Origin of the sequence: Paenibacillus residui (genome assembly GCF_042677205.1) — a bacterium.
GTDB lineage: Bacteria > Bacillota > Bacilli > Paenibacillales > NBRC-103111 > Paenibacillus_L > Paenibacillus_L residui.
In genome coordinates this window covers 1-24,083 of record NZ_JBHTIU010000075.1, presented here as the reverse complement: position 1 = coordinate 24,083, position 24,083 = coordinate 1, and the positions used below count along the sequence as shown (strand labels likewise).

The 24,083-nt window shown below is 50.8% G+C and carries 22 protein-coding genes; 17 read left to right on the top strand and 5 right to left on the bottom strand.

The features are described 5' to 3' along the window. The first annotated feature begins 90 nt into the window (after nucleotides 1–90). Nucleotides 91–765: an NAD(P)H-dependent oxidoreductase gene (locus ACFQ03_RS19185; RefSeq protein ID WP_144937284.1), complete on the top strand. Its 675-nt coding sequence runs from the start codon at nucleotides 91–93 to the stop codon at nucleotides 763–765. Between the two features lie 67 nt (nucleotides 766–832). On the opposite strand, the gene ACFQ03_RS19180 is transcribed toward ACFQ03_RS19185, so the two are convergent. Both ACFQ03_RS19180 and ACFQ03_RS19175 read right to left on the bottom strand, forming a co-directional pair. After that, entirely contained in the window at nucleotides 833–2,719 is a 1,887-nt protein-coding gene (locus ACFQ03_RS19180) for an FtsX-like permease family protein (protein WP_144937281.1), read from the bottom strand. Then, the gene (locus ACFQ03_RS19175) at nucleotides 2,694–3,458 is read right to left on the bottom strand and encodes an ABC transporter ATP-binding protein (RefSeq protein ID WP_144937278.1); all 765 of its coding nucleotides are present in this window, start codon (nucleotides 3,456–3,458) and stop codon (nucleotides 2,694–2,696) included. Before ACFQ03_RS19175 ends, ACFQ03_RS19180 begins: the two co-directional genes overlap by 26 nt. 224 nt (nucleotides 3,459–3,682) lie before the next feature. Between ACFQ03_RS19175 and ACFQ03_RS19170 the strand changes: the two genes are divergently transcribed. From ACFQ03_RS19170 to ACFQ03_RS19140, 7 genes are all read left to right on the top strand, one after another. Next, on the top strand, nucleotides 3,683–4,099 hold the full coding sequence (locus ACFQ03_RS19170; protein WP_144937275.1) for a GNAT family N-acetyltransferase: 417 nt from the start codon (nucleotides 3,683–3,685) through the stop codon (nucleotides 4,097–4,099). 314 nt (nucleotides 4,100–4,413) lie between these two features. Further along, a complete protein-coding gene (locus ACFQ03_RS19165) occupies nucleotides 4,414–5,010 on the top strand; it encodes an ArsR/SmtB family transcription factor (RefSeq protein ID WP_379290217.1) in 597 nt (198 codons plus the stop codon). Then, the gene (locus ACFQ03_RS19160) at nucleotides 5,007–5,222 is read left to right on the top strand and encodes a hypothetical protein (RefSeq protein ID WP_144937269.1); all 216 of its coding nucleotides are present in this window, start codon (nucleotides 5,007–5,009) and stop codon (nucleotides 5,220–5,222) included. The genes ACFQ03_RS19165 and ACFQ03_RS19160 overlap by 4 nt, the downstream gene beginning before the upstream one ends. 20 nt (nucleotides 5,223–5,242) lie before the next feature. After that, the gene (gene clpP, locus ACFQ03_RS19155) at nucleotides 5,243–5,827 is read left to right on the top strand and encodes an ATP-dependent Clp endopeptidase proteolytic subunit ClpP (protein ID WP_379290215.1); all 585 of its coding nucleotides are present in this window, start codon (nucleotides 5,243–5,245) and stop codon (nucleotides 5,825–5,827) included. 455 nt (nucleotides 5,828–6,282) lie between these two features. Then, a complete protein-coding gene (locus ACFQ03_RS19150) occupies nucleotides 6,283–6,666 on the top strand; it encodes an MmcQ/YjbR family DNA-binding protein (protein ID WP_379290213.1) in 384 nt (127 codons plus the stop codon). A gap of 28 nt (nucleotides 6,667–6,694) precedes the next feature. Beyond that, entirely contained in the window at nucleotides 6,695–7,312 is a 618-nt protein-coding gene (locus tag ACFQ03_RS19145; protein ID WP_379290211.1) for an NUDIX hydrolase, read from the top strand. A 52-nt stretch (nucleotides 7,313–7,364) separates the two neighbouring features. After that, nucleotides 7,365–7,778: an NUDIX hydrolase gene (locus tag ACFQ03_RS19140; protein WP_379290209.1), complete on the top strand. Its 414-nt coding sequence runs from the start codon at nucleotides 7,365–7,367 to the stop codon at nucleotides 7,776–7,778. Here ACFQ03_RS19140 and ACFQ03_RS19135 read toward each other — a convergent pair. Beyond that, nucleotides 7,756–8,244 carry a DedA family protein gene (locus ACFQ03_RS19135; RefSeq protein WP_379290207.1) on the bottom strand — a complete coding sequence of 163 codons (489 nt, stop codon included), beginning with the start codon at nucleotides 8,242–8,244 and terminating at the stop codon, nucleotides 7,756–7,758. The two genes, ACFQ03_RS19140 and ACFQ03_RS19135, sit on opposite strands and share 23 nt — an antisense overlap. A 15-nt stretch (nucleotides 8,245–8,259) precedes the next feature. Continuing rightward, a complete protein-coding gene (gene pssA, locus ACFQ03_RS19130; RefSeq protein WP_379290205.1) occupies nucleotides 8,260–8,814 on the bottom strand; it encodes a CDP-diacylglycerol--serine O-phosphatidyltransferase in 555 nt (184 codons plus the stop codon). 345 nt (nucleotides 8,815–9,159) lie between these two features. Here pssA and ACFQ03_RS19125 point away from each other — a divergent pair, with 345 nt between their 5' ends. Together ACFQ03_RS19125 and ACFQ03_RS19120 are read left to right on the top strand one after the other, a co-directional pair. Next, entirely contained in the window at nucleotides 9,160–9,840 is a 681-nt protein-coding gene (locus tag ACFQ03_RS19125; RefSeq protein ID WP_144937252.1) for a response regulator transcription factor, read from the top strand. After that, nucleotides 9,837–11,585, top strand: a complete 1,749-nt coding sequence (locus ACFQ03_RS19120; RefSeq protein WP_379290202.1) for a sensor histidine kinase — start codon at nucleotides 9,837–9,839, stop codon at nucleotides 11,583–11,585. The genes ACFQ03_RS19125 and ACFQ03_RS19120 overlap by 4 nt, the downstream gene beginning before the upstream one ends. Before the next feature lie 93 nt (nucleotides 11,586–11,678). Here ACFQ03_RS19120 and ACFQ03_RS19115 read toward each other — a convergent pair whose 3' ends face one another. Further along, a complete protein-coding gene (locus tag ACFQ03_RS19115) occupies nucleotides 11,679–13,967 on the bottom strand; it encodes a helix-turn-helix domain-containing protein (RefSeq protein ID WP_379290200.1) in 2,289 nt (762 codons plus the stop codon). A 248-nt stretch (nucleotides 13,968–14,215) separates the two neighbouring features. Between ACFQ03_RS19115 and ACFQ03_RS19110 the strand changes: the two genes are divergently transcribed. The 7 genes from ACFQ03_RS19110 to ACFQ03_RS19080 all read left to right on the top strand — a co-directional run bounded on the left by ACFQ03_RS19110 (nucleotide 14,216) and on the right by ACFQ03_RS19080 (nucleotide 23,861). After that, entirely contained in the window at nucleotides 14,216–15,151 is a 936-nt protein-coding gene (locus ACFQ03_RS19110; RefSeq protein WP_225312761.1) for an ABC transporter permease, read from the top strand. Nucleotides 15,152–15,163: 12 nt separating this feature from the next. Then, on the top strand, nucleotides 15,164–16,048 hold the full coding sequence (locus ACFQ03_RS19105) for a carbohydrate ABC transporter permease (RefSeq protein WP_379290198.1): 885 nt from the start codon (nucleotides 15,164–15,166) through the stop codon (nucleotides 16,046–16,048). A 137-nt stretch (nucleotides 16,049–16,185) separates the two neighbouring features. After that, nucleotides 16,186–17,820 (top strand): extracellular solute-binding protein, encoded by a 1,635-nt coding sequence (locus ACFQ03_RS19100; RefSeq protein WP_379290196.1) that lies wholly within the window; start codon nucleotides 16,186–16,188, stop codon nucleotides 17,818–17,820. Between the two features lie 208 nt (nucleotides 17,821–18,028). After that, nucleotides 18,029–19,039, top strand: coding sequence for a ComEC/Rec2 family competence protein (locus tag ACFQ03_RS19095; RefSeq protein WP_379290194.1), 1,011 nt, complete (start codon nucleotides 18,029–18,031; stop codon nucleotides 19,037–19,039). Between the two features lie 60 nt (nucleotides 19,040–19,099). Further along, nucleotides 19,100–20,989, top strand: coding sequence for a NosD domain-containing protein (locus ACFQ03_RS19090; RefSeq protein WP_379290192.1), 1,890 nt, complete (start codon nucleotides 19,100–19,102; stop codon nucleotides 20,987–20,989). A gap of 668 nt (nucleotides 20,990–21,657) precedes the next feature. Further along, nucleotides 21,658–22,509, top strand: coding sequence for a 23S ribosomal RNA methyltransferase Erm (gene erm / locus ACFQ03_RS19085; RefSeq protein WP_150960240.1), 852 nt, complete (start codon nucleotides 21,658–21,660; stop codon nucleotides 22,507–22,509). A gap of 119 nt (nucleotides 22,510–22,628) precedes the next feature. Then, on the top strand, nucleotides 22,629–23,861 hold the full coding sequence (locus tag ACFQ03_RS19080; RefSeq protein WP_449290186.1) for a multidrug effflux MFS transporter: 1,233 nt from the start codon (nucleotides 22,629–22,631) through the stop codon (nucleotides 23,859–23,861). The last annotated feature ends 222 nt before the right edge of the window (nucleotides 23,862–24,083 follow it).

The window sequence follows — 24,083 nt, the reverse complement described above, 5'->3', positions numbered from 1 at the left end:
GAAACAATAAAAGACCCTGGCTGAAAAGCCAGAGTCTACAACGGAAATCAATTTCCGAGAAGCTTAATAAGAAATAGAGAGGTGGATGACATGAGTACTCCCGGTATCCGCAAACAAGAGATTATCGATGCCTTTCACTTTCGCCATGCAACCAAGGTGTTTGACCCTGAGAAGCCTATTTCGGATGAAGATTTTCATTTTATTTTAGAGGCCGGAAGGTTATCCCCCAGCTCTGTCGGCTACGAGCCTTGGAAATTTCTTGTTATCCAGAATCCATCGCTCAGGGAGAAATTAAAGGAATTTTCCTGGGGAGCGCAGACCCAGCTTCCGACGGCCAGCCATTTTGTCGTTATTCTAGCGAGAAAAGACGTCCGGTATGATTCGGAATATGTGATGAGACTTCAGAAGGAAGTAAAGAACTACCCAGATCACCTGATCGAGAAGCTTCTCCCCAGGTATAGAGAGTTTCAGGAATCGGACTGGCACTTGCTTGATAACGAGCGGGCTTTATTCGATTGGTCCTGTAAGCAAACTTATATTGCACTGGGGAATATGATGACTGCTGCCGCTCTGATCGGCATCGATTCCTGTCCGATTGAGGGCTTTGACTACGATCGGGTCCATCAGGTGCTGGAACAGGAGGGCTTGCTGGAAGAAGGACGTCTCGATGTATCCGTCATGGCGGCCTTTGGCTACAGAGCACAAGAGCCGAAGTATCCCAAGAGCAGACAAAAGCTCGAGGATATTGTCCGGTGGGTCGAATAGTCAACATTAAAAGAGGAGCAGGCCGAATCGGCTGCTCCTCTTTTAAATCATCTGGTTTGGATGACGGCTACATGACTTCCTTCAGCTTTTTCACATAGTTGGCACGGATGAACAAGAAATAGAGGATCTGGATGATCGTGAATGAGCCCAGAACGAGTGCCGATTCTTTAACTAGATTGGCATTGAATGTGTTCTGCAATGAATTCAGCGCAACGGCTCCATGAATGAGCGCAACGATGATCGGTACGAAGAACAGCAGCCCGATCTGGGTCGATACGATCTTCGACAGCTCGCCTTCCGTCAGCCCCAGCTTCGTAATAGAGCGGAACTGCGCACGGTCATGGTCCAAATCCGCGTACAGGCGAAAGTACAGGAAGCTGCCCGCGGCGACGAAGAACACAGCTCCGATGAACAATCCGGTCAGCAGAATTTGCCCGAAGCCCTGATTAATATCGTTTAGATCGTAAGCCCTTGAGAAGAAGCTGTAATGCTCGCCGTTGCCTTGCAGCTTCTCATTAAGCTGCTTGGACACATTCAAGGTTTGCCGCCAATCTTCTACATGGAATACGTACGAGGTAGATTCCGTCAGCGATTCGGACAGCGACTGGAAAACGGCGTCAGATACGATGGCCGTTCTGGAGAATTCAACTTGTTGGAGCGCAATCGGTAAGACGGTATTCTCCTTGATATCCAAAGTGCGTCCGTCCTGAAGCGAGATTTGTTTCTCCTGTCCTACAGGTTGCCCTCCGAAGCCCATGTTGTCCGGATAGAACAGGAGAGCTTCACCATCCGTTAACTGTATCTCCTCTTTTGTAATTTTATTGTAGTTTGTTTCTGAAATGATACTGTAGCTTTTCTTCGTTTCCGCATCTTCCAACCGTTTCTTCTGGATGACCAGAGGCTCGTAATTGATCTTGGCCTCCGTCAATTCCTGCTCGATGAGCTTGGAATGTTCGGCCTCCTGTGGATTTCCGGCATACGATTCGTACTTAAACGCCGGGACCGATTCGGTTATCTTGGCAGTAAACATGGATTTCATCCCGACCAAAGTCCCGATGGCGCAGAAAGCGACCGTCGAGATGATAGCGACCAGGAAGAACATGCGGGCATTATCCTTCATCCGGTAGGCCAGATCGGACAAGGTAATCAGATTGGTTTTGCTGCGGTACAGTTTTTGATTTTTCTTCAGCTTATTAATCATATAAACGCTCAACTGGGTGAACAGGAAATAGGTTCCTATACTTACGATAAGAGCAACCGGGAGCAGGGCAATAATCACCATCGCGCCTCTGACCACGAAAGCAATCACGTATCCGGCAAGGATCAAGAAAGCCGCTAACAGGGCGAGGAAAGTGGAGGCCTTCGGCTCCGGCTTCGGTTTGGCAGTGCCTTTCAGCAGGTCAATAAGCGAGCTGCTGCGCAAAATAACGGCGGTGAACAGAGAAATGAATATAAATAACAGAGCAAAGGCTACGAAAGTGAATAAAGCGGCTTTGGTCGGCAAATAGAAAGAGAGAGGCTGCTCCAGTGTAAGGACAGTGCTTCCCATTATTAGCATACCTTTGGACAACAGCAGTCCGATAGCAATGCCGGACACGGTCGAAGCCAGCCCAATGATGACATTTTCGAGAAAAACGAGCCGTCTAAGCTGCAAATCGGACATCCCCTGCATAATGCAGATGCCGAATTCTTTCTTCCGCGATTTCAGGAAAACGCTCATCGAATACAGAATAAAGAAAAATGTAAAAAAGTAAATGATATATTGGGAAACGTCCATACTCGTCTGAGCGCCTTGTCCATAACCACCCTTACCGGAGAAATCCAGCTCCGGATGGAACGCCAGCATCGAGTAGACGAAGAAAATCATGACCGAGAAAGCGCAGCTGAAGAAATACCCGGCATACAGCCGCTTGTTGCGGAATACGTTCTTAAACGCGAACTGCCGAAAATTCATCTTCCGTTCCCCCTATGGTCATCAATACGTTCATGATTTCCTGGAAAAATACTTGCTGCTTGTCCGTCCGGCGCAGCTCGCTGAAAAGCATGCCGTCTTTGATGAAAATAACGCGGTCGCAGTAACTGGCGGCCTGGGAGTCATGGGTGACCATCATCATGGTGGCGCCCTCCTCCTTGTTCAGCTTCTGCAGGATCTCCAGAACGTCGCGGGCCGCTTTCGAATCCAGGTTTCCGGTCGGCTCATCCGCCAGAATCAGCTTGGGAGAGTGAATAATAGCGCGTGCGATCGCTGTTCGTTGGCTTTGGCCGCCGGATATTTCGTAGGTGCGTTTGTTCAAGATATGGGCGATGCCAAGCTTGTCCGCGATCCGATTCACGCGTTCGTCCTGTTCCTTGATGCTGACATTTTCCAGAGTCAGAGGGAAAATAATATTTTCCTTAACCGTCAGCGTCTGCAGCAGATTGAAGTCCTGAAAGACGAAGCCCAGCTCCCGGCGGCGGAATAAGGCCAGCTTGCGCTTGCTTAGTTGATGGGCGTTCTTCCCGGCAATGACGACTTCGCCGGAAGTAGGCTTGTCAATGGTCGACACGACATTGAGCAGTGTTGTTTTGCCGCTGCCGGACGGCCCCATGACGCCGACAAATTCTCCTTGCTGAATCGTTAAATTCAAATTGGACAGTGCTTGGTAAGAGACTTTGCCCTCATAGACCTTGGATACATTTCTAACTTCAAGCATATTCCCACTCCTTCTATCTAAATTCATCTTACCGTCTACTTTACCTCCTCCCGGCAAACGGCACCATTGATCTTCCTTACGGTTATCTTTCATTTTTGTCATGTTCGTCCGGAATATAATAAGAGTCGCAGTAATCCATCGTTTTTTTCGTGTATACTGAAGTCAACAAACCGCTGTGACTTGCTTTATTGGATACGCATCGTTATAAAGGGAGGCTGACGGATTTGAAAAATGGAGAATATTTCATCAGCAAGGATAAGGCTCTGCTGCAGACCGAAACCATTCATCAGTTTTTATCACGCTCTTACTGGGCCAACCGGAGAACGTTAGCCCAAGTGCAGGCATCGATCGAAAATTCGATTTGTTACGGGGTCTATCATGGCACGAGACAAATCGGCTTTGCCCGGATCATTACTGATTGGGCCACTATGTATTATTTATGCGATGTATTTATTGACGAAGAGTATAGAGGGCAAGGCATTGGCAGGAGGTTAGTGGACCTCATTGTTCAATCTGAGGAATTAGACGGACTGACAGGAGTTTTGGGCACGAAAGATGCACATGGGCTGTATGAATCCTTCGGCTTTGTCCGGGACCCGGACAGATTTATGAAGAGGAGGCCGACTAATCCCTGGGCTTAGCCGGCAAGGGCGGAAGTAAGATTAGTCGGAACCAAAGTTTCAACCGACTGCGGATGAAAGGAATAAGTTTGGTGCATTCATTCCTAGTTTGCATAAAGATAAAGGAACTTCTAACCTCATTGCTGTGGGCTTGGAGGTTCTTTTTTTCGACTTCAAAGGCAGGTGGAAAGAATGCGGTCTCATTTATTTCCTGCGTAAAAGGCTTAAATCCATCCACTGCTTTCGGACTAGCCTCTGAGGAATAGGATTGACAAAAACAAACCATCATAATAAAATAAGTTTACGTAAAAAATAATTTTTAGGAGAGCGAAGCAATGGCGGAAATCGACATACAGGAAGTCTATAGGCTGGAAAGCCCGGAACAAGCTCTTGCGCTATTGAATCCTCTGCGGGCCGAGATTTTGCGAATCCTGAGCGAGCCTTCCTCCGCATCGGAGGTTGGCCGGCAGTTGGGAGAAGCCCCGCAAAAAATCAATTATCATCTGAAAGCGCTCGAGAAGGTCGGTCTGATCCGGAGAAGCGGCACCCGCCAAGTTAAGAATTTGATCGAGGTGCTGTATCAATCGATTGCCAGAACGTTCATTATTCCGGAATCGTTTGGCTGGCCGGAAGAGACGGTAAGCAAGCTGAAGGAGCAAGGGGCGCTGAGGCATCTGATTACGCTCTCCGAGCGGATGCGCAGTGATGCTCTGCGCCTCATGGAGGCGTCCGATGAGGCGGAGGAGGTTCCAAGCGCAACGATGGAGACGGAGGTCTATCTGCCGGATGAGGCGGATCGGCAGGCGTTCATCCGCGATTATGCGGAAGCCATGAAGGCCCTCGCAGAGAAGTATCGAACCCCGGACAAGAAGAACGGCTACCGCGTATTAATGGCCGTCTATCCTGAACCCGAACAAGGAGGTAACCTATGAATAACAAGAGTGAACCTGTGACGTCCCGGCCGATATTGGTCTGGGAGAAGGGGAGAGAGGGCGAACGGGAGGCGACTGTTCAAGTGCTGCATACAAGCAGTGATACAGGGGCAAATATGCCGGTCATCCGCGTGGTTTCCTCCGGTTTTGGCATTCCGCAAGCTAGTAAGAACGCCTCGGCGGCGACAAATTCGCTGCGCTGCGCGGCTTAAGGAAAGGGGATTACAATCCAATGAGTATTGTGCCGATTGTAGTGGAACAGAGCAAAGGGGTGGAGAGATCCTACGACATCTATTCCAGGCTGCTTAGGGACAGGATCGTATTTCTGGGCTCCCCCATTGACGATTCCGTAGCGAATGCCGTGATAGCCCAGTTGTTGTTTCTTGCTGCAGACGATCCCGATAAGGATATTCATCTGTATATTAACTGTCCGGGAGGATCGACATCCGCCGGATTCGCGATTTACGATACCATGCAGCACGTGAAGCCGGATGTATCCACCATCTGCGTCGGTCTGGCCGCTTCCTTCGGCGCTGTCCTGCTGGCCGCAGGAGCCCAAGGCAAACGGCTGGCCCTTCCGAATGCCGAAGTGATGATCCATCAACCTTGGGTGGGCGGCGGCGGAATCAAAGGCCAGGCGACAGACATCGCCATCCATGCCAAGAACATTCTGAATACCCGCGACCGCATCAACCGTGTGCTCGCGGAGAAGAGCGGGCAGCCTCTGGAGAAGGTGGAGAAGGATACGGACCGGGATTACTATATGTCCGCCCAAGAGACCCTTGAATATGGACTGATAGACCGGATTTGCCAATGAGCTTGCAAGCCGGGTCAACGAGCCTTTCCCCGCGGGGAAGGGCTTTTTTTCTATTGGGGCTCTCCGCAAAGTAAGAACGACCGCGATATGAGGAAGGCATGACCTTTTACAGCGGGTACAAATTCCTGTGATTATACATCAATTTTAAGTCGATTCGGAACAGCTCGGCGAAAAGCCTGCGATAATACATTATTTTCCTTACAAAATCGTCCGACCTCCCCTCAAACGATAAAAAAGATGTATTTTTTCAGGCTTTGCAGTGGTTACCGGGCCAAACGGCCGAAATCATGCAGAATTGCAGGCTTTCTATTTACATAAGATTCTGCATGGTTTTCATCCCATGGTGACTTACAGTTCTTGTAAGAAACAGATAACCTCGGAAAAGGACTTTGCCGCTCGAGGACGAATAAGAAAAGAAGAAGCAAGAATCCTATAGACATCCAGGAGGTAGGGCGATGCATGAACCTAAAAGCTTGAAATCGGAACAGGGAATAGAGATGCTCAAGCAGGTCCGCAAGCTGTGCGCCTCCTTGCCGGAGGTGGAAGAAATCATTGACGGGTTCGGGCATACCACCTTTAAGGTCAGGGGCAAATCTTTTATTATAATGGGAGAAAATGAAGGTCCTGCCGGCTTGTCGTTCAAGTCGGATCGGGAAAATCAAGAGCTGCTTTTGCACCAAGGCCGTTTCTTTAAAACCCCATATATCGGTCATCACGGCTGGGTATCGATCAAGGCCGACCAGCCTCTGGACTGGGGGGAGCTGGGTGAATTGCTTCGTGAAGCGTATATGCGGGCCGCTCCCAAACGTCTGGTGAAGCTGCTGCAGGAGCAGGAATAGTCTCAATACCGGACGGGAGATGAAAAACATGGAGAATAAATGGCTCAAGTGGGCGGACCGGCTGCAAGCTATCAGTCAAGCCGGATTGGCTCATTCCAAAGATGTTTATAACTTGGAACGCTTCGAGCAGCTAAGAGAGCTCGGCTTGGAAATGCTTAACGGCAGTGTATTTGCTGAAAGCGAAAAAATAACAACGTTATTTGCCGATGCAACAGGGAGGATTACCCCGAAGGTAGCTGTGCGTGCAGTCATTTTTAACGAAGGAAAGCTATTGCTGGTGAGAGAACGGACCGATGGCAACTGGGCACTGCCCGGAGGATGGGCCGATATCGGTCTGTCTCCTGCAGAGGTGGCTGTCAAAGAAATCAAGGAAGAGTCCGGATTCGATGCGGCCCCTGTCCGTCTGCTCGGGCTGCTGGACAAAAGGCTGCATTATCCGCTTCCGGCCCCTTATCCGGAATATGTTCTCTTTATCTTGTGTGAAATTGTCGGAGGGGAGGCGGGAGGCGGGCTGGAGACTTCGGAGGCACGGTTTTTCACGGAGAACGGGTTGCCGGCATTATCCGAATCGCGAACCACCCGAACTCAGCTCCAAACGTTATTTGCATGGTTAAGAGAACCCGATAAAGAAGCGGTATTCGATTAACGGGCGGAAATCGGGACTGCCCGATCCATATACTAATGGAGGAGGTTCTTTCATGAAACATTGGTCCGGCTCGGCGGGTGTTTGTGTGAATGAGTCGAAGCAGATTCTTATGGTGTTACAAGGCAAGCCGGAAGAGAAGAAGGTCTGGTCTGTGACGTCAGGAGGCCAGGAAGAGGGTGAAACTCTGGAAGAATGCTGTATCCGGGAAATTCATGAGGAAACGGGTTATAGAGCGAAAGTCATCCGCAAGCTCTTCGAAAAAAAAGGAACGCATCTGCAGACGGAATTCACTGTGACTTATTATGAGGTGGAAAAAGTCGGCGGAGCCGCAGCCATCCAGGATCCCGACGGTCTGATTTATGAGGTTGCCTGGAAATCGGCAAGTGAACTGGAAGACCTGGAGCTGGCTTTTCCGGAGGACCGGTCTTTCCTGTTAGATTACCTTAAACAAATTGAACCCCGATAAAATATCCGATAGTGATAAACAAGACACACCATACCACCGCCCCAATAGAGGCAAAGAGCCAATAGGTGGTTCGCTTCATCCCGCTGACCCCGGACAGGTAGCAGGTTAGATGGCGGATTCCGGGGATGAAATAGCCGAAGCTGACGGCCCACATTCCGTAGCGGTTGAACCAACCCTCCGCTTTCTCCAGCCTTTTCGGCGTCAGCCAGATCCATTTGCCGAACTTCCACACCAGCGGTTTGCCGATTTTACGACCCAGCTCGTAACTAAGGATCATGCCGGACATGGATCCGAGAAGACTGACTACAACCGCTGCCGTATAGCGCAAAATCCCCATGGACGCCAAATACCCGACGAAGGTCATCAGCACTTCATCGGGTATGGGCAAGCCGATGATCCCAAGAGCCAGAAGACAGTACAAGGCGAGATATCCGTATTGTGCGATCATTTCCTGGACAAATTCCATATAAATATCTCCGTTCTAGTGAGGCGTAATGCTTTCGTTGGACTCCGGTAAAGGCTTGCCCCTGCTCCAAGTAGGCATTCTGATAGTACTGATCATGAGCCAGGAGAGAATAATAACGAGCAGGCTCATAATCCATGTATTAAGCTGGGAGCCGATAAGCACCAAGGCGGAAAGAGCACAGCCCGCAACCGGTATGGGCAGCCCCGAATGACGGCCGTTACGGGACGATACGATATTGTATCTGGCGAGCCTAAGAGCGCCGCATATCGGAAACAAGGCGGTGATGACCAAGCCGAGAGCATTGATTTGGTTAAAGGCAGCAACGTACAGGATCATGGAAGGTGCGGCTCCGAAGGTAACGAGTTCGGACAAGGAACGGAGTTCTTTCCCGAATTCATTGGAACGCTGGAGCCTATGAGAAGCATAACAGCCCATGCCGTTAATCAACGCCGCCAGGAAGACAAACAATACAGCGTGACGGGCCTCTCCTTCAAAAATCTGAATCATCGACAGCATTCCAGCGCTAAGGCTGCCTGAAGTAAACAGGATGGGGATTAATTCTATCAGCATCGCAATACTTCCTCCTTAATTTCTGCGATAAACTGCCCCCGGAGATTGGAAAAACTTCTTTTTTCTCTAGTTCCGGTACTGCATTTACTCTATTATAGTTTCACGATGTGTATTCCATGTGTTCAAGAAAAAGGAGCCGGGCATAAACCGCGATACGGAATATGGGGCATGCCTTCCGGCCGCATCTTAGTATAAGTAAAATAGAATAGCAGGCAAACACATAGAAAACACAACAGTTTGCTATACTGGGGTAAGAGATGTCTTCTGTTCGCACTAACCATACAGGCAGCCTGGCTGCTTCAGACAGAAGCGAATTATACTTGAACGGTAAACGGGGGACGCTAAATGGAGTGGAAGGTGCTCTTGATAGAGGATGAAAGCCGGATCCGCGAAATTCTGGCAGACTATTTCGAGCGGGACCATTGGACCGTATATGAGGCGGAGAACGGCAAGCAAGCGTTGGAAATGCTCGAGTATTTGCAGGTCGATCTCGTCATCCTCGATATTCTGATGCCGGAGCTGGATGGATGGACCGTCTGCAAGTCCATCCGTTCGAAGTCGGATTTGCCGATCATTATGCTTACCGCGAAATCGGAAGATGATGATAAAATGCTGGGCTTCGAGCTGGGGGCGGACGATTACGTGACCAAGCCCTTCAGCCCCAAGGTGCTGGTCGCTCGGGCCAAAACTTTAATGAAGCGGGTGGAAGGAACGATTGGCCGGGACGATCATCTGATGGTCTTCGGCCGGCTTACGATTAACAAGCGAGCCCATTGCGTAGAGATAGAGGGGCAGCGGATCGAGCTGACACCGAAGGAATATGAACTGCTGCTGTTCCTGGTCAAAAACGCCGGCATCGTGCTTTCCCGGGAGACGATACTGGACAACGTCTGGGGCTTCGATTATTTCGGCGATCTGCGGGTTGTCGACACGCACATTAAGAAATTGCGCAGCAAGCTGGGCGGCGAGGCCCGCCATATCCGAACAGTCATCCGCGCCGGCTATAAATTTGAGGAAGACTTATGAAGAGGCGGGGCGTCGTATTCAAGCTGTTCGCGATCACCGCGCTCTTCTTCCTGCTGTTCTATGCCATCATCATGCTGGGACAGCTTCTGTTTTTTGAAAAGTTCTATCAGCATAAGAAGATGGCGGACCTGGAGAAGAAGCTTCTGGCCTTCGAGCAGCAATATGCCCAGAAGCAGTGGGATGATACGCGAATGGACCGGGAAATTGCCTTGTTCATTACCCGATATAAAACTCAATTGGCGATTCTGACCCCGGAAGGCCATATGAAGCGAGAAACTCCTTTCCGTATCACCATCCGGGAGAATGACGGGCATTTCGTCAAAATTTCCTTGTCTCTGATTCACCCTTCGGAGCGGGAAAATTTATTGAATGCCAATCTGATGCGCGGGGATTGGATTGAGGTCGAAGGGCTGTTCGAGGAGGGAACGAATGATTTCTTCTACCCTGTCGTTATCAAAAAGGAAGGGGCCCAGGATATCGGCAGCCTCAAGGGAGTGGAAGAACTGGAACTCGATCGGATTTCGGGCCAGATTACCGATTTGCTGCTGCCTGATCCCAACCATTTGAATTTGCGCCAGGGGATGCTTTGGCTGGCTCTTGATGAATGGTTTCCCCTGTCGGAAGCACATGAGAGCAAGCTTAATAACGGCCAATCCGTCATCGAGGAGTGGACGGAGCCTTGGACAGGAATGCGCTTGCTGGTGGCCATTCAGCCGGTCATGAAGGAAGGGCGGGTCAATGAGCTCATCATGGCGATAACCTCCTTGCAGCAAATCAGTGAAGCCAATGATGCACTGCAATTGTTTTATATGTATATCGGAATCGGAGGGTGCGCACTCATTCTCTTGCTTTCCCTTATTTTTTCCAAAATAGTGGCCAAGCCGCTGCTTTCCCTTAACCGGATTGCACTGAGAATGGCCAGGCTCGATTTTTCGGTGAAATCTCCGATTCGCAGCCAGGATGAATTCGGGAGTCTGTCAGACAGCCTGAACGGCTTGTCCGAGAAGCTCGATACCACGCTGCAGGAGTTGCAGCAGGCCAACCGGCAGCTTCGCGAAGATATGGAGCATAAGCAGCGAATAGAGCAGATGCAGAAGGAGTTCGTGTCCAACGCTTCCCATGAGCTTAAAACACCTCTGAGCATTGTTCGCGGCTTCGCCGAAGGGTTGAAGGACGGCGTGGGGGAGAGCAAGCGGGAGCGGTATCTGGATGTCATCTTGGATGAGACCGGAAAGATGGAGGCGTTGGTGAGAGATATGCTCGAATTGACGAAGCTGGAATCCGGAACCATCAAGCTGAGGAAAAGCAGCTTCTGGGTAAGCGAGCTGATGGAGGAGATCGTCGATAAATTGTCCCACCATCTGAACGGCAAGCAATTGAAGGTAGTGACCGTCACGGCCAACGAGCCGGTCGTCCATGCGGATCAAGAGAAAATCGAGCAGGTGATCTTCAATATTTTGGTTAATGCGATCCGGTATGCGGTTCCCGGAAGCGAGATCACCGTACGGATCGAGGATGAAGAGGGACGCGTGCGGATGTCTATAGAAAATGAAGGTGACGGGATTCCTCCGGACCAATTGGAGCATATATGGGAACGGTTCTACCGCGCCGAGCGGTCACGCAACCGGAAAACGGGGGGCACGGGTCTCGGGCTGGCTATTGTCAAGCATATTCTGGAGCTGCATGAGAGTAAGTATGGGGTGGTAAATACCCAGAAAGGCGTCATGTTTTACTTTATTTTGTAATTCAGTAGGGGCGGGCGATGAGAGCTCGCCCCTATATACATTTTCACAGGGAGGGAGGCCGGTCAAGGGACAAAAAATAATACGGCTGCGGTCTCAATCTGAGGCGGTGACCCGGTCAGGGAATTCACCGCCCCCGGCTTCGATCAGCTTGTTCTTCCGGTATTCTCCCGGCGGGCTGCCCGTCATTTTCTTGAACATTCGAATGAAGGAGGTGACGTTCTGGTATCCGATTCTCAAGCTGATTTCCTTCACGCTCAAATCGGTTTCGAGCAGCATCTCCTTCGCCTTGCTGATGCGGACCGCATTAATGTGCTCGCTGAAATTGGCTCCGGTCTTCTCCTTGATATAGACGGATAAGTACGCTACCGACAGATTCAGCTTATCGGCCAACAGATCGAGAGATAAATCTTCAGCAAATCGGTTTACCACATAATCCATGACGAAGGTGATGATCGGGTCCTCCTCTTGTTTTCTGGACTGTACGATGTCTGCCGCTGTGTGAAACAACTGGGCCAGGAATTGCTTGAACTGCTCAATCGTACAGCATTCCTCCATGAGCTCAAGCTGCTTTTGCCGCATGGATGAATCTGCGTCCACCCCGTAAGGCTCCAGCATTTTAGCCACCCTCACGACGACCCCCATAGCCAGCTCGCGAAGCTGATGCAGACTGGCCTCCTTCTTATCCATCTGACCCAGCATCCGTTCCATGAAGGCGGTACAGAAGAGGTGGTTGCCCGCCTGCAAATTGGCGTACAGCTCCTGCTCTTGGGGCACTGTGAGAACGGGATGGGCAGGAAGCCGCCGGTAATCCCGGATCACCTGGCATTCATCCAGCGGCCGTGCCTGCAGTGCCAGCTCCAGCACTTGGCGGTAAGCCTCGCTAAGCTTGACTGCCTGATCATAGACCGAGCTTACAGCAATGGTCACCAGAAAATAAGACTTATCCCGATCCAAAATCGCTTTCAGCCTTGCCAGCGCATCCTCCAATGCCCCCGGGATTTCCTCGCTGCGGATCAGGGATAGAATCTGGTTGTTCTCGATTTGAAATGTATGTGCGGAAGGCATTCTTTCGGAAATGACGACATTAATATACTCCTGGATGTAATAGGCCATCCGCTCGGGCTTCATCTGACTGCTGGCGACGATCCGGGTTTTGAAGTGAAGCTGATAGAGCACGATCACGAACGGTTCGTCCATCTCGGCGATATCTTTCCATTCGTTAATATCGGATGTAATGGCCTTTAACTTGTTGATGTAGCCGAAGCTGGTCAGCAGCGATCTTTTGCCGGACAGGTCTTTCTGGATCGATTCCCGTTCCTTCATTAGCTCATAGATGTTCTGGTGAATCAGATCGAACTCCAGAATGGCGCTTTGCAGCTTAACCGGGTCTCTGCGCAAGATCGAGGTGACCATCTGCTTCACAGGCCGGTTGATCTTGCGGCTTAGGAACACGCTGACGAACACTCCGATCACAATGGACACCGCGCAGATCAGAAGCAGCATGAGGCTGGCATTTCGAACCTGGGATGCAATATTCGCATATGGCACTGCCGTTACATAAGTTAGATCGGCTCCTCTGTCGATGAAGAAATAGTAATCGCCGGACAAGCCATACTCTTTGCCATTCGCAAAGGAAGGAATTTCCTCGGCCGCCAAGGCATCGGAGGAACGGTACAGCAGCGAGCCGTCCTGGGTCAAAATCATAAAATGTCTGTTATCGCTGCCGAAAAACGCTTCCTGCAGCGCCCGGGCATCCAGCAGCGCGATGGCCAGGTAATTGGAGGAAGTAGCCCGGAATGAAAACGGGATGAGCTGGACATCCACCGAGGAATTCAACGTAGAGACGGTGAACGTCGCTTCCGGATGCAGCACATAGTTGCTGTCCCTGGTAAGCTCTTCCTTCCAAAAGGAGAGAGGGTAGGCGTCGCTCTCGTAAAATTTGGTAAACATCATCTCCGCCTCGACGGTTCCTTCCTTTTCTACAATCAAATTTTGCGAATCGAAATAGAGAAAAAAATTATTGAGAAAAAACATCGGATTGTATGCCGGGGAGCGGAGGCTCTTCAACACATCTCCGGCTTTCCAATAATCGATTTCGTCTTCCGTTTTCCTGTGCAACTGGCGGTTGAAGGCTACGACCTGTTCGTTCATATAAATGTCGAACAGCAATGTCCTGATTCTCTCGAGATGAGTCTCGTACCGCTCCGCCGCATTTCTAAGCATCAGGCGGTTGTATTGGATGATCTCGTTCTGCACGCTCCGGTTGAATAAATGGACGGACAGAAGATTGAAGACGGAAAACAGCAGAATGATGACCAGAAAGCTGAAAAAAACCTTGAAGACCAATGTTTGGCGGTTCAATAAGGCCCATTTCAATCGCACATGCTCCCTTACGTTTAATCGGGCTTCCTTTTTATAGAAGCGCTTTCATGAAACATGTCTTCATTATACAGAAAGCTGATTTATTGTAAAACATGCCCTTTTTTATATAGTTATCATTTTTTTCTGCGTGACAATGTGCTGCAAGCTACCGAAAGAAGTGTATATTCCCATTTCTCCGGGTCCTCTGGTATGCTCCGGAATGAATAGACGAAAGGGGTGGGAGCTTGTCAAAACAGCCCGTGCCGCCGGTGCAGGCGGAGGTTGGTCTCAGCCGGAAACGGTCCGTGATCCTAAGACGGATACGGAAAAACTGGGACTTGTATTTACTCATCGCACCGGTCATCGCATTCTTTATTCTCTTTGAATATGTTCCGATGTACGGCGTACAGATCGCATTCAAAAATTTTATCGCGACCAAAGGCATTTGGGGCAGCCCGTGGGTTGGCTTCCAGCATTTCGAACGTTTCTTTGAAAGCTATTACTTCTGGCGGCTGCTCAAAAACACTCTCGGAATCGGGCTGTACCAATTGTTCGTCGGCTTCCCGGTTCCCATTATTCTGGCGCTGATGATCAACGAGGTTCGTTCCAGGGCATTCAGCCGCTTCGTGCAGACGGTGACGTATGCGCCTCACTTCCTGTCCACGGTCGTCATGGTGGGAATGATTCTTATCTTCCTGTCGCCGCAGACCGGTCTGGTCAACCTGATCATCACTTGGTTCCGGGGAGAACCTATCGAGTTCCTGACCGAGCCCGCCTGGTTCAAAACCGTGTACGTAATGTCGGGTGTATGGCAGCAGATGGGTTGGAGCTCGATCATTTATCTCGCAGCTTTGACCGGGATCGATCCTCAACTGCACGAATCGGCCCGGGTGGATGGAGCCAGCCGCTGGCAGCGCATCTGGCACATCAATTTGCCGGGGATCGTTCCGACCATCACCATTCTGCTCATTCTGAACATGGGCTCTCTGCTCAGCGTCGGCTTCGAGAAAGTATTTCTGATGCAAAACTCGCTGAACATGCCGGCCTCAGACGTCATTGCCACCCATGTATACCGCAAGGGAATCATCGACGGACAGTACAGCTATTCCGCAGCGGTCGGGCTATTCAACTCCGTGGTCAACTTTATTCTGCTGGTTATCGTTAACCGGATCGCCCGCAAAGTGAATGATACAAGCCTATGGTAGGAGGTGAAGTGCATGAACAATCAAAGCTTCGGTGATAAGCTGTTCGAATGGGCTGTCCACGCCATTCTGGCGGTCATATCCGTCATCGTTCTGTATCCGCTGATCTTCGTCCTCGTTGCGTCCATCAGCCATCCCGAAGCGGTTATGCAGGGAGAAGTGTGGCTGTGGCCGAAAGAGATTACATGGATGGGTTACAAGAAGATATTCCAGAATCACGAAATTCTATCCGGGTATATGAACACGATCCTGTATACGACGGTCGGTACGGCGATCAATCTGGTTCTGTCCGTGGCGGCGGCGTATCCGCTCTCTCGCAGAGACTTCTATGGACGCAATCTCATCGCGGCGCTGATGGTGTTCACGATGTTCTTCAGCGGGGGAATGGTGCCTACCTACCTTCTAGTCAAAAAGCTGGGCATGCTCAATTCCATGTGGGCGCTCATTATTCCGGGAGCGGTATCCGTGTACAACATCCTGATTATGCGTACTTTTTTTCAGAGCTCCATTCCCTATGAAATGCAGGAGGCCGCCTCGATCGACGGCTGCTCCAATCTGGGCATCCTTACGCGTATCGTGCTGCCGTTGTCCCTGCCCATCATCGCGGTCATGATCCTGTTCTACAGTGTCGGCCACTGGAACTCTTATTTTAGCGCCCTTATGTATTTGACCGACCGGCACAAATACCCTCTGCAATTGTTCCTGCGGGAAATTCTGATCCAGGGGCAGATGCAGGAGATGCTCGGCGTCGGCGATGACTCCCATGCCCGTAACGTCATGGAAGGCGAAGCGATTAAATACGCGGTGGTCATTGTAGCCAACTTGCCGGTTCTATTGCTGTATCCGTTCCTGCAGAAATATTTCGTCAAAGGTGTTATGATCGGGGCGGTCAAGGGATAATGGGCCGCATCGGGACTAATGGCTTTGGGCCTTTCCGAAGAAGGTTCGTGTGAACTGTGAATCACTAGGAGTTCTTAGGGGCTAGCCCCTTTTAACTAATCAATAGATAACGTTTGGAGAAGAGGGAGGAAGAAGCAATGCGAAATCATAAATGGGCCTCCGTCATGCTGACTGTCGCCATGAGCGGCAGCCTGTTATCGGCCTGCAGCGGCGGCGGCAAGGAAGTCAAGGAAGGAAACGAGCCATCGCCGGAAACGGAAGAAGTTACAAATCTGAATCTGACGGGAATGCCGATCGTGAAGGAGCAGATTAGTTTAACCTTCTTTACGGGGAAAGCGGCGACCAACGGAAATAATTTCGAGGAAACACTGGTGTGGAAAGAATACGCCAAAATGTCGAACATGAACATTACCTTCCAGCTGGTGCCGTTCGAGAATTTGACAGAGAAGCGCAATTTGGCTTTGGCCGGAGGAGATTATCCCGACGCCTTCTACTCAGCAAGGGTCCCTGCCGCGGACTTGATGAAATACGGGGCTCAGGGTACCTTCATCAAGCTGAACGATCTTATCGACAAATATGCTCCCAATTTCAAAAGCTTGCTGGAGAAATATCCGGACCTGAAGAGGGGCTTGACGATGCCGGACGGTAACATCTATTCCTTCCCGTCGTTCTACAGCCCGGAATTTCTGCCTATGCTTATCGGTACGCCGCTGTGGGTGAACAAGGAATGGCTGGATAAGCTCAACATGCCGGAGCCGACGACCACCGAGGAGCTGTACCAATATTTAAAGGCTGTCAAGGAAACCGATCTGAACGGGAACGGGGAGGCGGATGAAATCCCTTATGCCGGCGGGGGGATCAATCCGCTGCTGGAGCAGCTTAGAGGAGCATGGGGGTTCGGCAACCGCGGGTTGGGCCATAAATACGTCGATGTAGATCCGGAGACGAACGAGCTGCGTTTCTTCCGCATCGATCCGAAATACAAGGAAGTGATCGAATATGTACGCAAGCTGTACACCGAGGGTCTGATCGACAAGGAAATCTTTACGATCAAAACGGCCGCTCTGTATGCCAAAGGCCAGAAAGGCGTATTCGGAGCCACCATTAATCCGAACCCCAAGACCCAGCTCAACCAACCGGGGTACGTCGGTCTTGGAGCGCTTGAGGGACCGCACGGGGACCGGCTGTATTCCCATATCAAAGTGCCTGCCGTATGGCCGGGAGCTTTCGTCATCACGGATAAGAACAAGCATCCTGAAGCGACCGTCCGCTGGATCGACCATTTCTTCGGCGACGAAGGGGCTACATTCTACTTCATGGGCATCGAAGGACAGACGTACAGAACGACTCCCGAAGGCAAGCTGGAATTTGTAGAGGAAATCACCAACAATCCGGAAGGGCTTACGATGGACCAGGCGCTGGCCAAATATATTACCTGGCTGGGCGGCAGCTATCCCGGGTATGTGCAGGAGAAATACTTCAAAGGCTCCGAGACGCTGCCCGAGTCGATAGAAGTAGGGGAGAAAGCAAAGCCTTACGCGGTCAAGGAGCTCTGGAACAGCTTCAACTATACCGAGGAGGAGACCGAATTCCGCTCTACGGTCGGCTCCGATATCGAGTCTTACATCACCGAGATGGAGGCGAAATTCATTACAGGCTCCCAGCCGATGTCGGATTGGGATAAATATGTCGAGACCGTCAAGAAAATGGGACTGGAAGATTACATGACCATTTACAAGCAAGCTTACGAGCGCTACAAGGGAAGCAATTAAGTCTGCAGGAGGATATGACCGATCCCAGGAAGTCTGTCCGGGGTATTGTAAACCGAATCGTTCAAAGCTATTAGCCGATGAAGACGGTTGATCCGTGACTCGGAACAGTGAAAGCGCATTCGGGGAAGTGCCGTCGGACAGACTCCCGGAACAGGGGATGCGGCTTGCATTCCACCGGATAGAACAACCGGGAAAGGAGGCTTTCAAAATGTTCATCCGAATGAACGGCGTCTGCAGAGCTCTCTTCATGCTGGCCGCCGCTGCAGCAATGCTGGCGGCTTGCACGAAGGCGACTTCCGAAATAGAGCCACCGGCCGTACCGGAAGAAGCGAGTGTGCGAACTGAGGAAATATTCGACCGGGAGGCCTATAAGGATCAACTGACGATTCGTTATTTTTATCTGGATGGCAAGGACCTGATGGGAGACAGCTTTCTGATTATTTCACCGGACGGCAAAACGATGCTGGTCGACTCGGGGCTGCCGGAAGCAGGGACGCAAGTGGTCGACTATTTGAACAAGCTGGGCATCGACACGCTGGACATCGCACTCAATACGCATCCGCATATCGATCATATCGGAGGCTTTGCCACCGTGGCGAAGGAGAAGGAAATCAAGCAATTTTATATGATCAATCTGCCGTATACAAAGTCTTCCGCATATACCAATGCGATGAGCCCTCTGGAAGAGAAGAAGGTTCCTGTCCGAACGCTGGAGGATGGCGATGTTTTTCAGCTTGGCGATCAGGTTCGGTTCGAAGTGCTCAGCCCGCCGAAGGGGGAGCTGCCCGATGCGGTGAAAGTGTTCTCCGCTCCGGAGATTAACGATTATTCGATGGTGTTCCGAATGACCTATGGCGAGCGTACGTTTCTGTTCACTGCGGACATTTACAAGCACAGGGAAATTGAGCTTACCGCCTCCCCATGGGCAGACAAGCTGAAGTCCGATATGATGGACATTCCCCATCACGGCAGCGAATCGACCTCGTCGTCGGAGGCGTTCCTGCGGGCGGTATCGCCGCAGATCGCCATTATAAGCCAGAATATATTTCAGAGCCCGAATTTGAAGGAGCGGCTGGAGAAAAAAGGCACCGAGGTGTATACCACCGGCCTGCATGGACATATTTTGCTTCATACCGACGGCAAGACGATTCAAGTGAAGACGGAGAAGGATTGGGAGCCACCCGGAAAGGATAGTGCAGGGGAAGGCAAGGAGACCTGATTGCCGGGAGCTTGGGATAAAGCATTAACCTATTCCATGTCATGCGAGGAGGAATGAGGGATGTTGGAGCAGGAAAAGCAGAAGCTGCAGGAAGAGCCGGATCAACAGAAGCAGGGGAGGCCGGATAATCCCGAGGAGCAGGAGAGGCCCGATCACCGAATCAGCCGGAGGAGGATGTTAACCTCCTTGGGAATGACCGGACTGGCTCTAGTTGCAGGAAGCAGCATGCTGCGGACCGTTTCCGGAGTTTCCGCCATGCCGGTTACGGAAAATGTCTACAGTCCGCTGGATAAGCCTTCGATTTCGGCCAAAGGAACAAGCCCGGTGCTCAACGTTCGCGATTTCGGAGCTGTCGGCGACGGGATAACCGATGATACGCCGGCCATTCAGAATGCGCTGAATCAGGCGCTGCACAACAGCTATACGCATATTGTCGTTCCGAAAGGCACCTATAAAGTGACCGATACGCTGCGAATCTATCGCCGGACGCGATTCAGCATGCAGCAGGGCGCCACGCTGCTGCGCTGCCATGACTATTCCTTTATGGCCAACGGGAAGCTGAACGATAGCTTTCAGGGGTACGAAGGGCACGGCGATATTATTATCGAGGGGGGAGTTTGGGAAGGGAATATTTTGCAGTACCCGGATGACTTTAACGGCTTCGGCCTGGCCCGGGGAAGGAATATCATTATTCGCGATGTAGAATTGAGAGACGTTGTATCGGCTCACGGCGTGGACATGAACGCTTGCGAGAACGTGCTGATCGAGAACTGCCGTTTTCTCGGGTACAAGGACGATACACCCAATCAGTCGAGAAATTATGCCGAGGCGATTCAAATTGCCAATCATACGAAGGAGGGCTTCTCGATAATCGGCGTGTTTGACGGAACCCCCTGCCGGAACATAACCGTCCGCAACTGTTATTTCGGCGCCAGCGGCACACCGGGCACACAAGCTTGGCCGGCTGGAGTGGGCAATCATTATGCCGTTCACAATCTATACAACTCGAATATAAAAATTTATGGAAATACGTTCGAAGGCATGACCTTCGCCGGAGTAAGAAGCTTCAAGTATGCGGAATTGTTTGTCACAAACAATTTGTTTCTGAACTGCAACCGGGGAATCATGCTGTCGAATCCGCAGGCCAATACCGAATCGTCGAAGGATGCGGACGGAGTGCAGAGCGGTCTTCCCCAGTCGGGTAAAAATATAGTGATTTCAGGGAATATATTCAAAGGAACCCGGTCGGAAAATATCTATGGCGCGGGATGGCCCAAGACCAACAATGTTTATGCCAAGATGGAGTCCGTCGTTATTGCAGACAATCTCTTCGAAGACGGGTCGGCCAGCCATAATTGCATTACATTGCGGTGGACCCATAATGTGCAGATTGCCAATAATCTGTTCCGCAATCAGTATCGCGGAGTGCTGTTATCCTATGTCAGCGATACGTCCATAAGCGGCAATCGTTTCCAGGATATTAAGACGGAAGCGGTGTATACCGAGGAGCCGGATGCGGACTATCAGAATCAAGGACATACGTCGGGCATTTATATAGGCCATAACCAGATACGCCGCTGCGGAAGAACGGGAATCTTCATTCAAAGCATGGACGGTTTTCATGTAGAGGGGAATATGATCAGCTCGCCAGCCACCGAAACCGACAATACGCGCAGCGGCATCCTCGTAGCCAATAAAGCCAGGAACGGCAAGGTTGCCGGAAATACGGTCCGTAAAGCCCCTTCCGGCAACCAGAATCAGTACGGCATCAGCGTCACGGGGACGACCAGCAACGTGCAGGTAGCCGACAACTGTGCCGAGGGCAAGACGGCCGCCGTCCTCGTTCAAGGGTCAAGCAACTTCGACGGTATTTATGTGCATGCCCCTAATGGCACGAGATACAGGATGACTATCGGCAATAATGGAGTCCCTGTCTATACTCCGGGCTGAATGTAAATGTCCGCAAAAAGACTGCGAATGCCAAAATTCAGGGAAAGGTCAAGGGAGGGGATTGGAAAGTGAAAAAACAAGGTGGGACACGGCGGAAAATTTGATTATAACGATTTATTACAGATTGATCAGGTTGTGAGTCGGTTTCCGATATGTTAGCATGAAATTACTTTTAGTGAACGGAGGGTTACGTGTGGGTATTATAATTTTCATTCGATTGAGAACTTTGTGCAGATAATTGAATACTGCTCAAAGCCTCTGCCTGTGCAGAGCAATCGGAATGATCTGCCCATTTTTAACGTAACCTTATAGAGGGTGCAGGGAAGAGGGAAGGTTGATCCTGACCTCTTTTTTGAAATATAAGCGTATAAGCTTCATGCTTATTCCGTTATTATATTTCATCGAGAAACCGTACGTCCTTGTCCAAGGACGTACAGCCGTTTCTCCTTGCATGTATAAATAAAGTTATAGGTTCGATCGGTTGAGCGGAGCCCTTAAGCAAGCTGATGCTTCAGGGACTTCAAGTCGAGTCGATATATGGGAAAAAACACCATGGATCTTCCAGATTCCCGAAGGAGGGAAGTCCTTGGCATGTCTTCCTCCAGTGATGGATAAGCACAGGCAGCGGTCTGTGTTTTTTTTATTTCATCAGATAATGGAGGAGCGGCATGAAAAGACAAAACAAACGGCATCGCAAGGTGCGAAAGTGTGTAGAAGGACCTAACTTTTCCGGTCAGCATTTGCTGCATAATAAACGGATCATCGCAGAGATGATCGAGATCGCGGAAGTTAGAGAAACAGATACGATTTTCGAAATCGGGGCGGGTAAGGGCGTTCTCACTCTGCCTCTCGCCGAAAAAGCGGAAAAGGTGCTGGCGGTCGAGAATGATCCCGGGTTCATTGAGGTGCTTCGCGACAAATCGCGAAAGCATGCGAATATCACGATAATTCCGAGAGATATCAGGGAAACCGCGCTTCCCCGTGAGGCTTATTCCGTCGTAGCGAACATTCCATACTCCATAACAACGGCCATTCTCGGCAAGCTTCTGGATACCCCGTCCGCTCTCCTGCAGAAAGCCTTGCTGATGGTGGAGAAGGGGGCTGCAAAACGGTTTACTTCCACACCGGTTGTGAATGCACGCATTTTGACTTGGAGAATGTGGTTCGAGCTGAAGCTGGTAAGAGAGGTGCCCAGACACTTCTTCTCACCACCGCCCAGAGTCGATTCGGCCCTGCTGCGGATTCGCCGAAGGAAGCAGCCGCTTGTCCCGCATAACCAGCATTTGCGGTTTCGGGCCATGGCGGATTATGGGCTGAAGCATCCTAGGCTTCCGATTAGTGAAGCGCTGCTTGGAATTTTTACCCCGCCACAAATCAAGCATCTGGTTAAAAATATTGCAGCGGACCGCAATTCACCGATATGCTCATTGAATGAAGAACAATGGGCGACGGTATTTATGACGATGCTCAGACATGTGGAACCGTTTCGTTGGCCTAAAGGGTCGTGGAAGCGAAAATAATCATGAAGTGCCCATAACCATTGACAATGAAGTCAGATTTGCTAGAATGAATTAGTTAGTTTGGCAACTAACAGCCGCTTCGGCTTATTCATTCAATTTGTCAAGAAAGGTATGAGCTTATGGGCAATCCGATGTTAGGTACGGAAATGATACCGCAGAAGCTATCTCGGTCTAACCGATACAAGATGGCTGCCGTACTGGGGATGCTGAGTGCCATCGGGCCACTCTCCATCGATATGTATTTGCCTTCATTGCCGATCATGGCGGAGCAGCTTCAGACGAATCCTTCGCTGGTGCAGCTAAGTCTGACCTGCTTCCTGGCAGGGATTGCGTTAGGTCAGCTTTTCGCCGGGCCGCTGAGTGATATCTATGGGCGACGTACCCCGTTAATGATCGGCCTCGTCATCTTCGCCGCTTCGTCTCTGCTATGCGCAATCAGTCCTTCGATCGAAGTATTGATAGCGCTGAGACTTATTCAAGGCTTGTCCGGTTCGGTCGGCGTCGTCGTTTCGAGAGCGGTAGTACGGGATCTGTACTCGGGGGCAGAGCTGACCAAGTTCTTCGCGCTGCTGATGCTGGTTAACGGGGCGGCTCCCATCCTTGCTCCGATCATAGGCGGACAACTGCTGCGTTACGTATCCTGGCAGGGGGTATTTGTCGTCCTGGGTCTCTTGGGCTTTATTATGCTGATGGCCGCCTTGTTCGGCTTGCCGGAAACACTGCCGCGCGAACGGCGTTCCCAGAGCGGGATCAAGAATACGCTGTCGACTTTCCGCGGGCTGTTCAGAGACCGGATCTTCATAGGCTATGCTCTATCCCAGGGCCTTGTAAGTGCCGGCATGTTCGCGTATATTTCCGGATCGCCCTTTGTTATTCAAAATATCTATGGGGCCTCGCCGCAAATGTTCAGCGTCTTCTTCGCCATCAACGGGCTCGGCATCATTATGGCTACCCAGGTTACCGGCAGGCTGGCGGGAAGAATCAGCGAGACGAAGCTGCTGGTCTGCGGCCTCGGAATGGCTTCATTAGGCGGGACGACGCTGCTCGTGATGATTCTGTCCGGAGCCGGCTTGTATGGAGTGATGATTCCGTTATTCTTTGTCGTCTCGAGTGTCGGGATTGTTAGCACGGCTTGTTTTTCTCTGGCAATGCAGAACCAAGGCAAGGTTGCGGGCAGCGCCTCTGCGCTGCTGGGTCTGATGTCCATGATCTTCGGCGCGTTGGTGGCGCCTCTGGTAGGCTTGGGCGGAGGAGAAACGGCCGTTCCCATGGGGATAGTGATAGCAGGAGCGGATATAGGGGCAGTCCTGTGTTATTTGCTGCTCGTTCTCAGATACAGAGCGAAGGCATGAAACGAGACATAAGCAGGGACGTTGCAAAGACAAGCAAAAGTACATTGGATTTCTACCTTTTTCCGAAAAGAGAGCGAAAGACGCTCAAATGTGCAGGTCTTCTTTGCCAAAATGCAGTGATTTCGCAAAAATCGCTCCAAAGACCTGCATAATCTCCACGGCCCCCTAACGAAACTGGAGTCCTACCCTACAATATATTATTGTATTTCTTAGGGAGGCGAC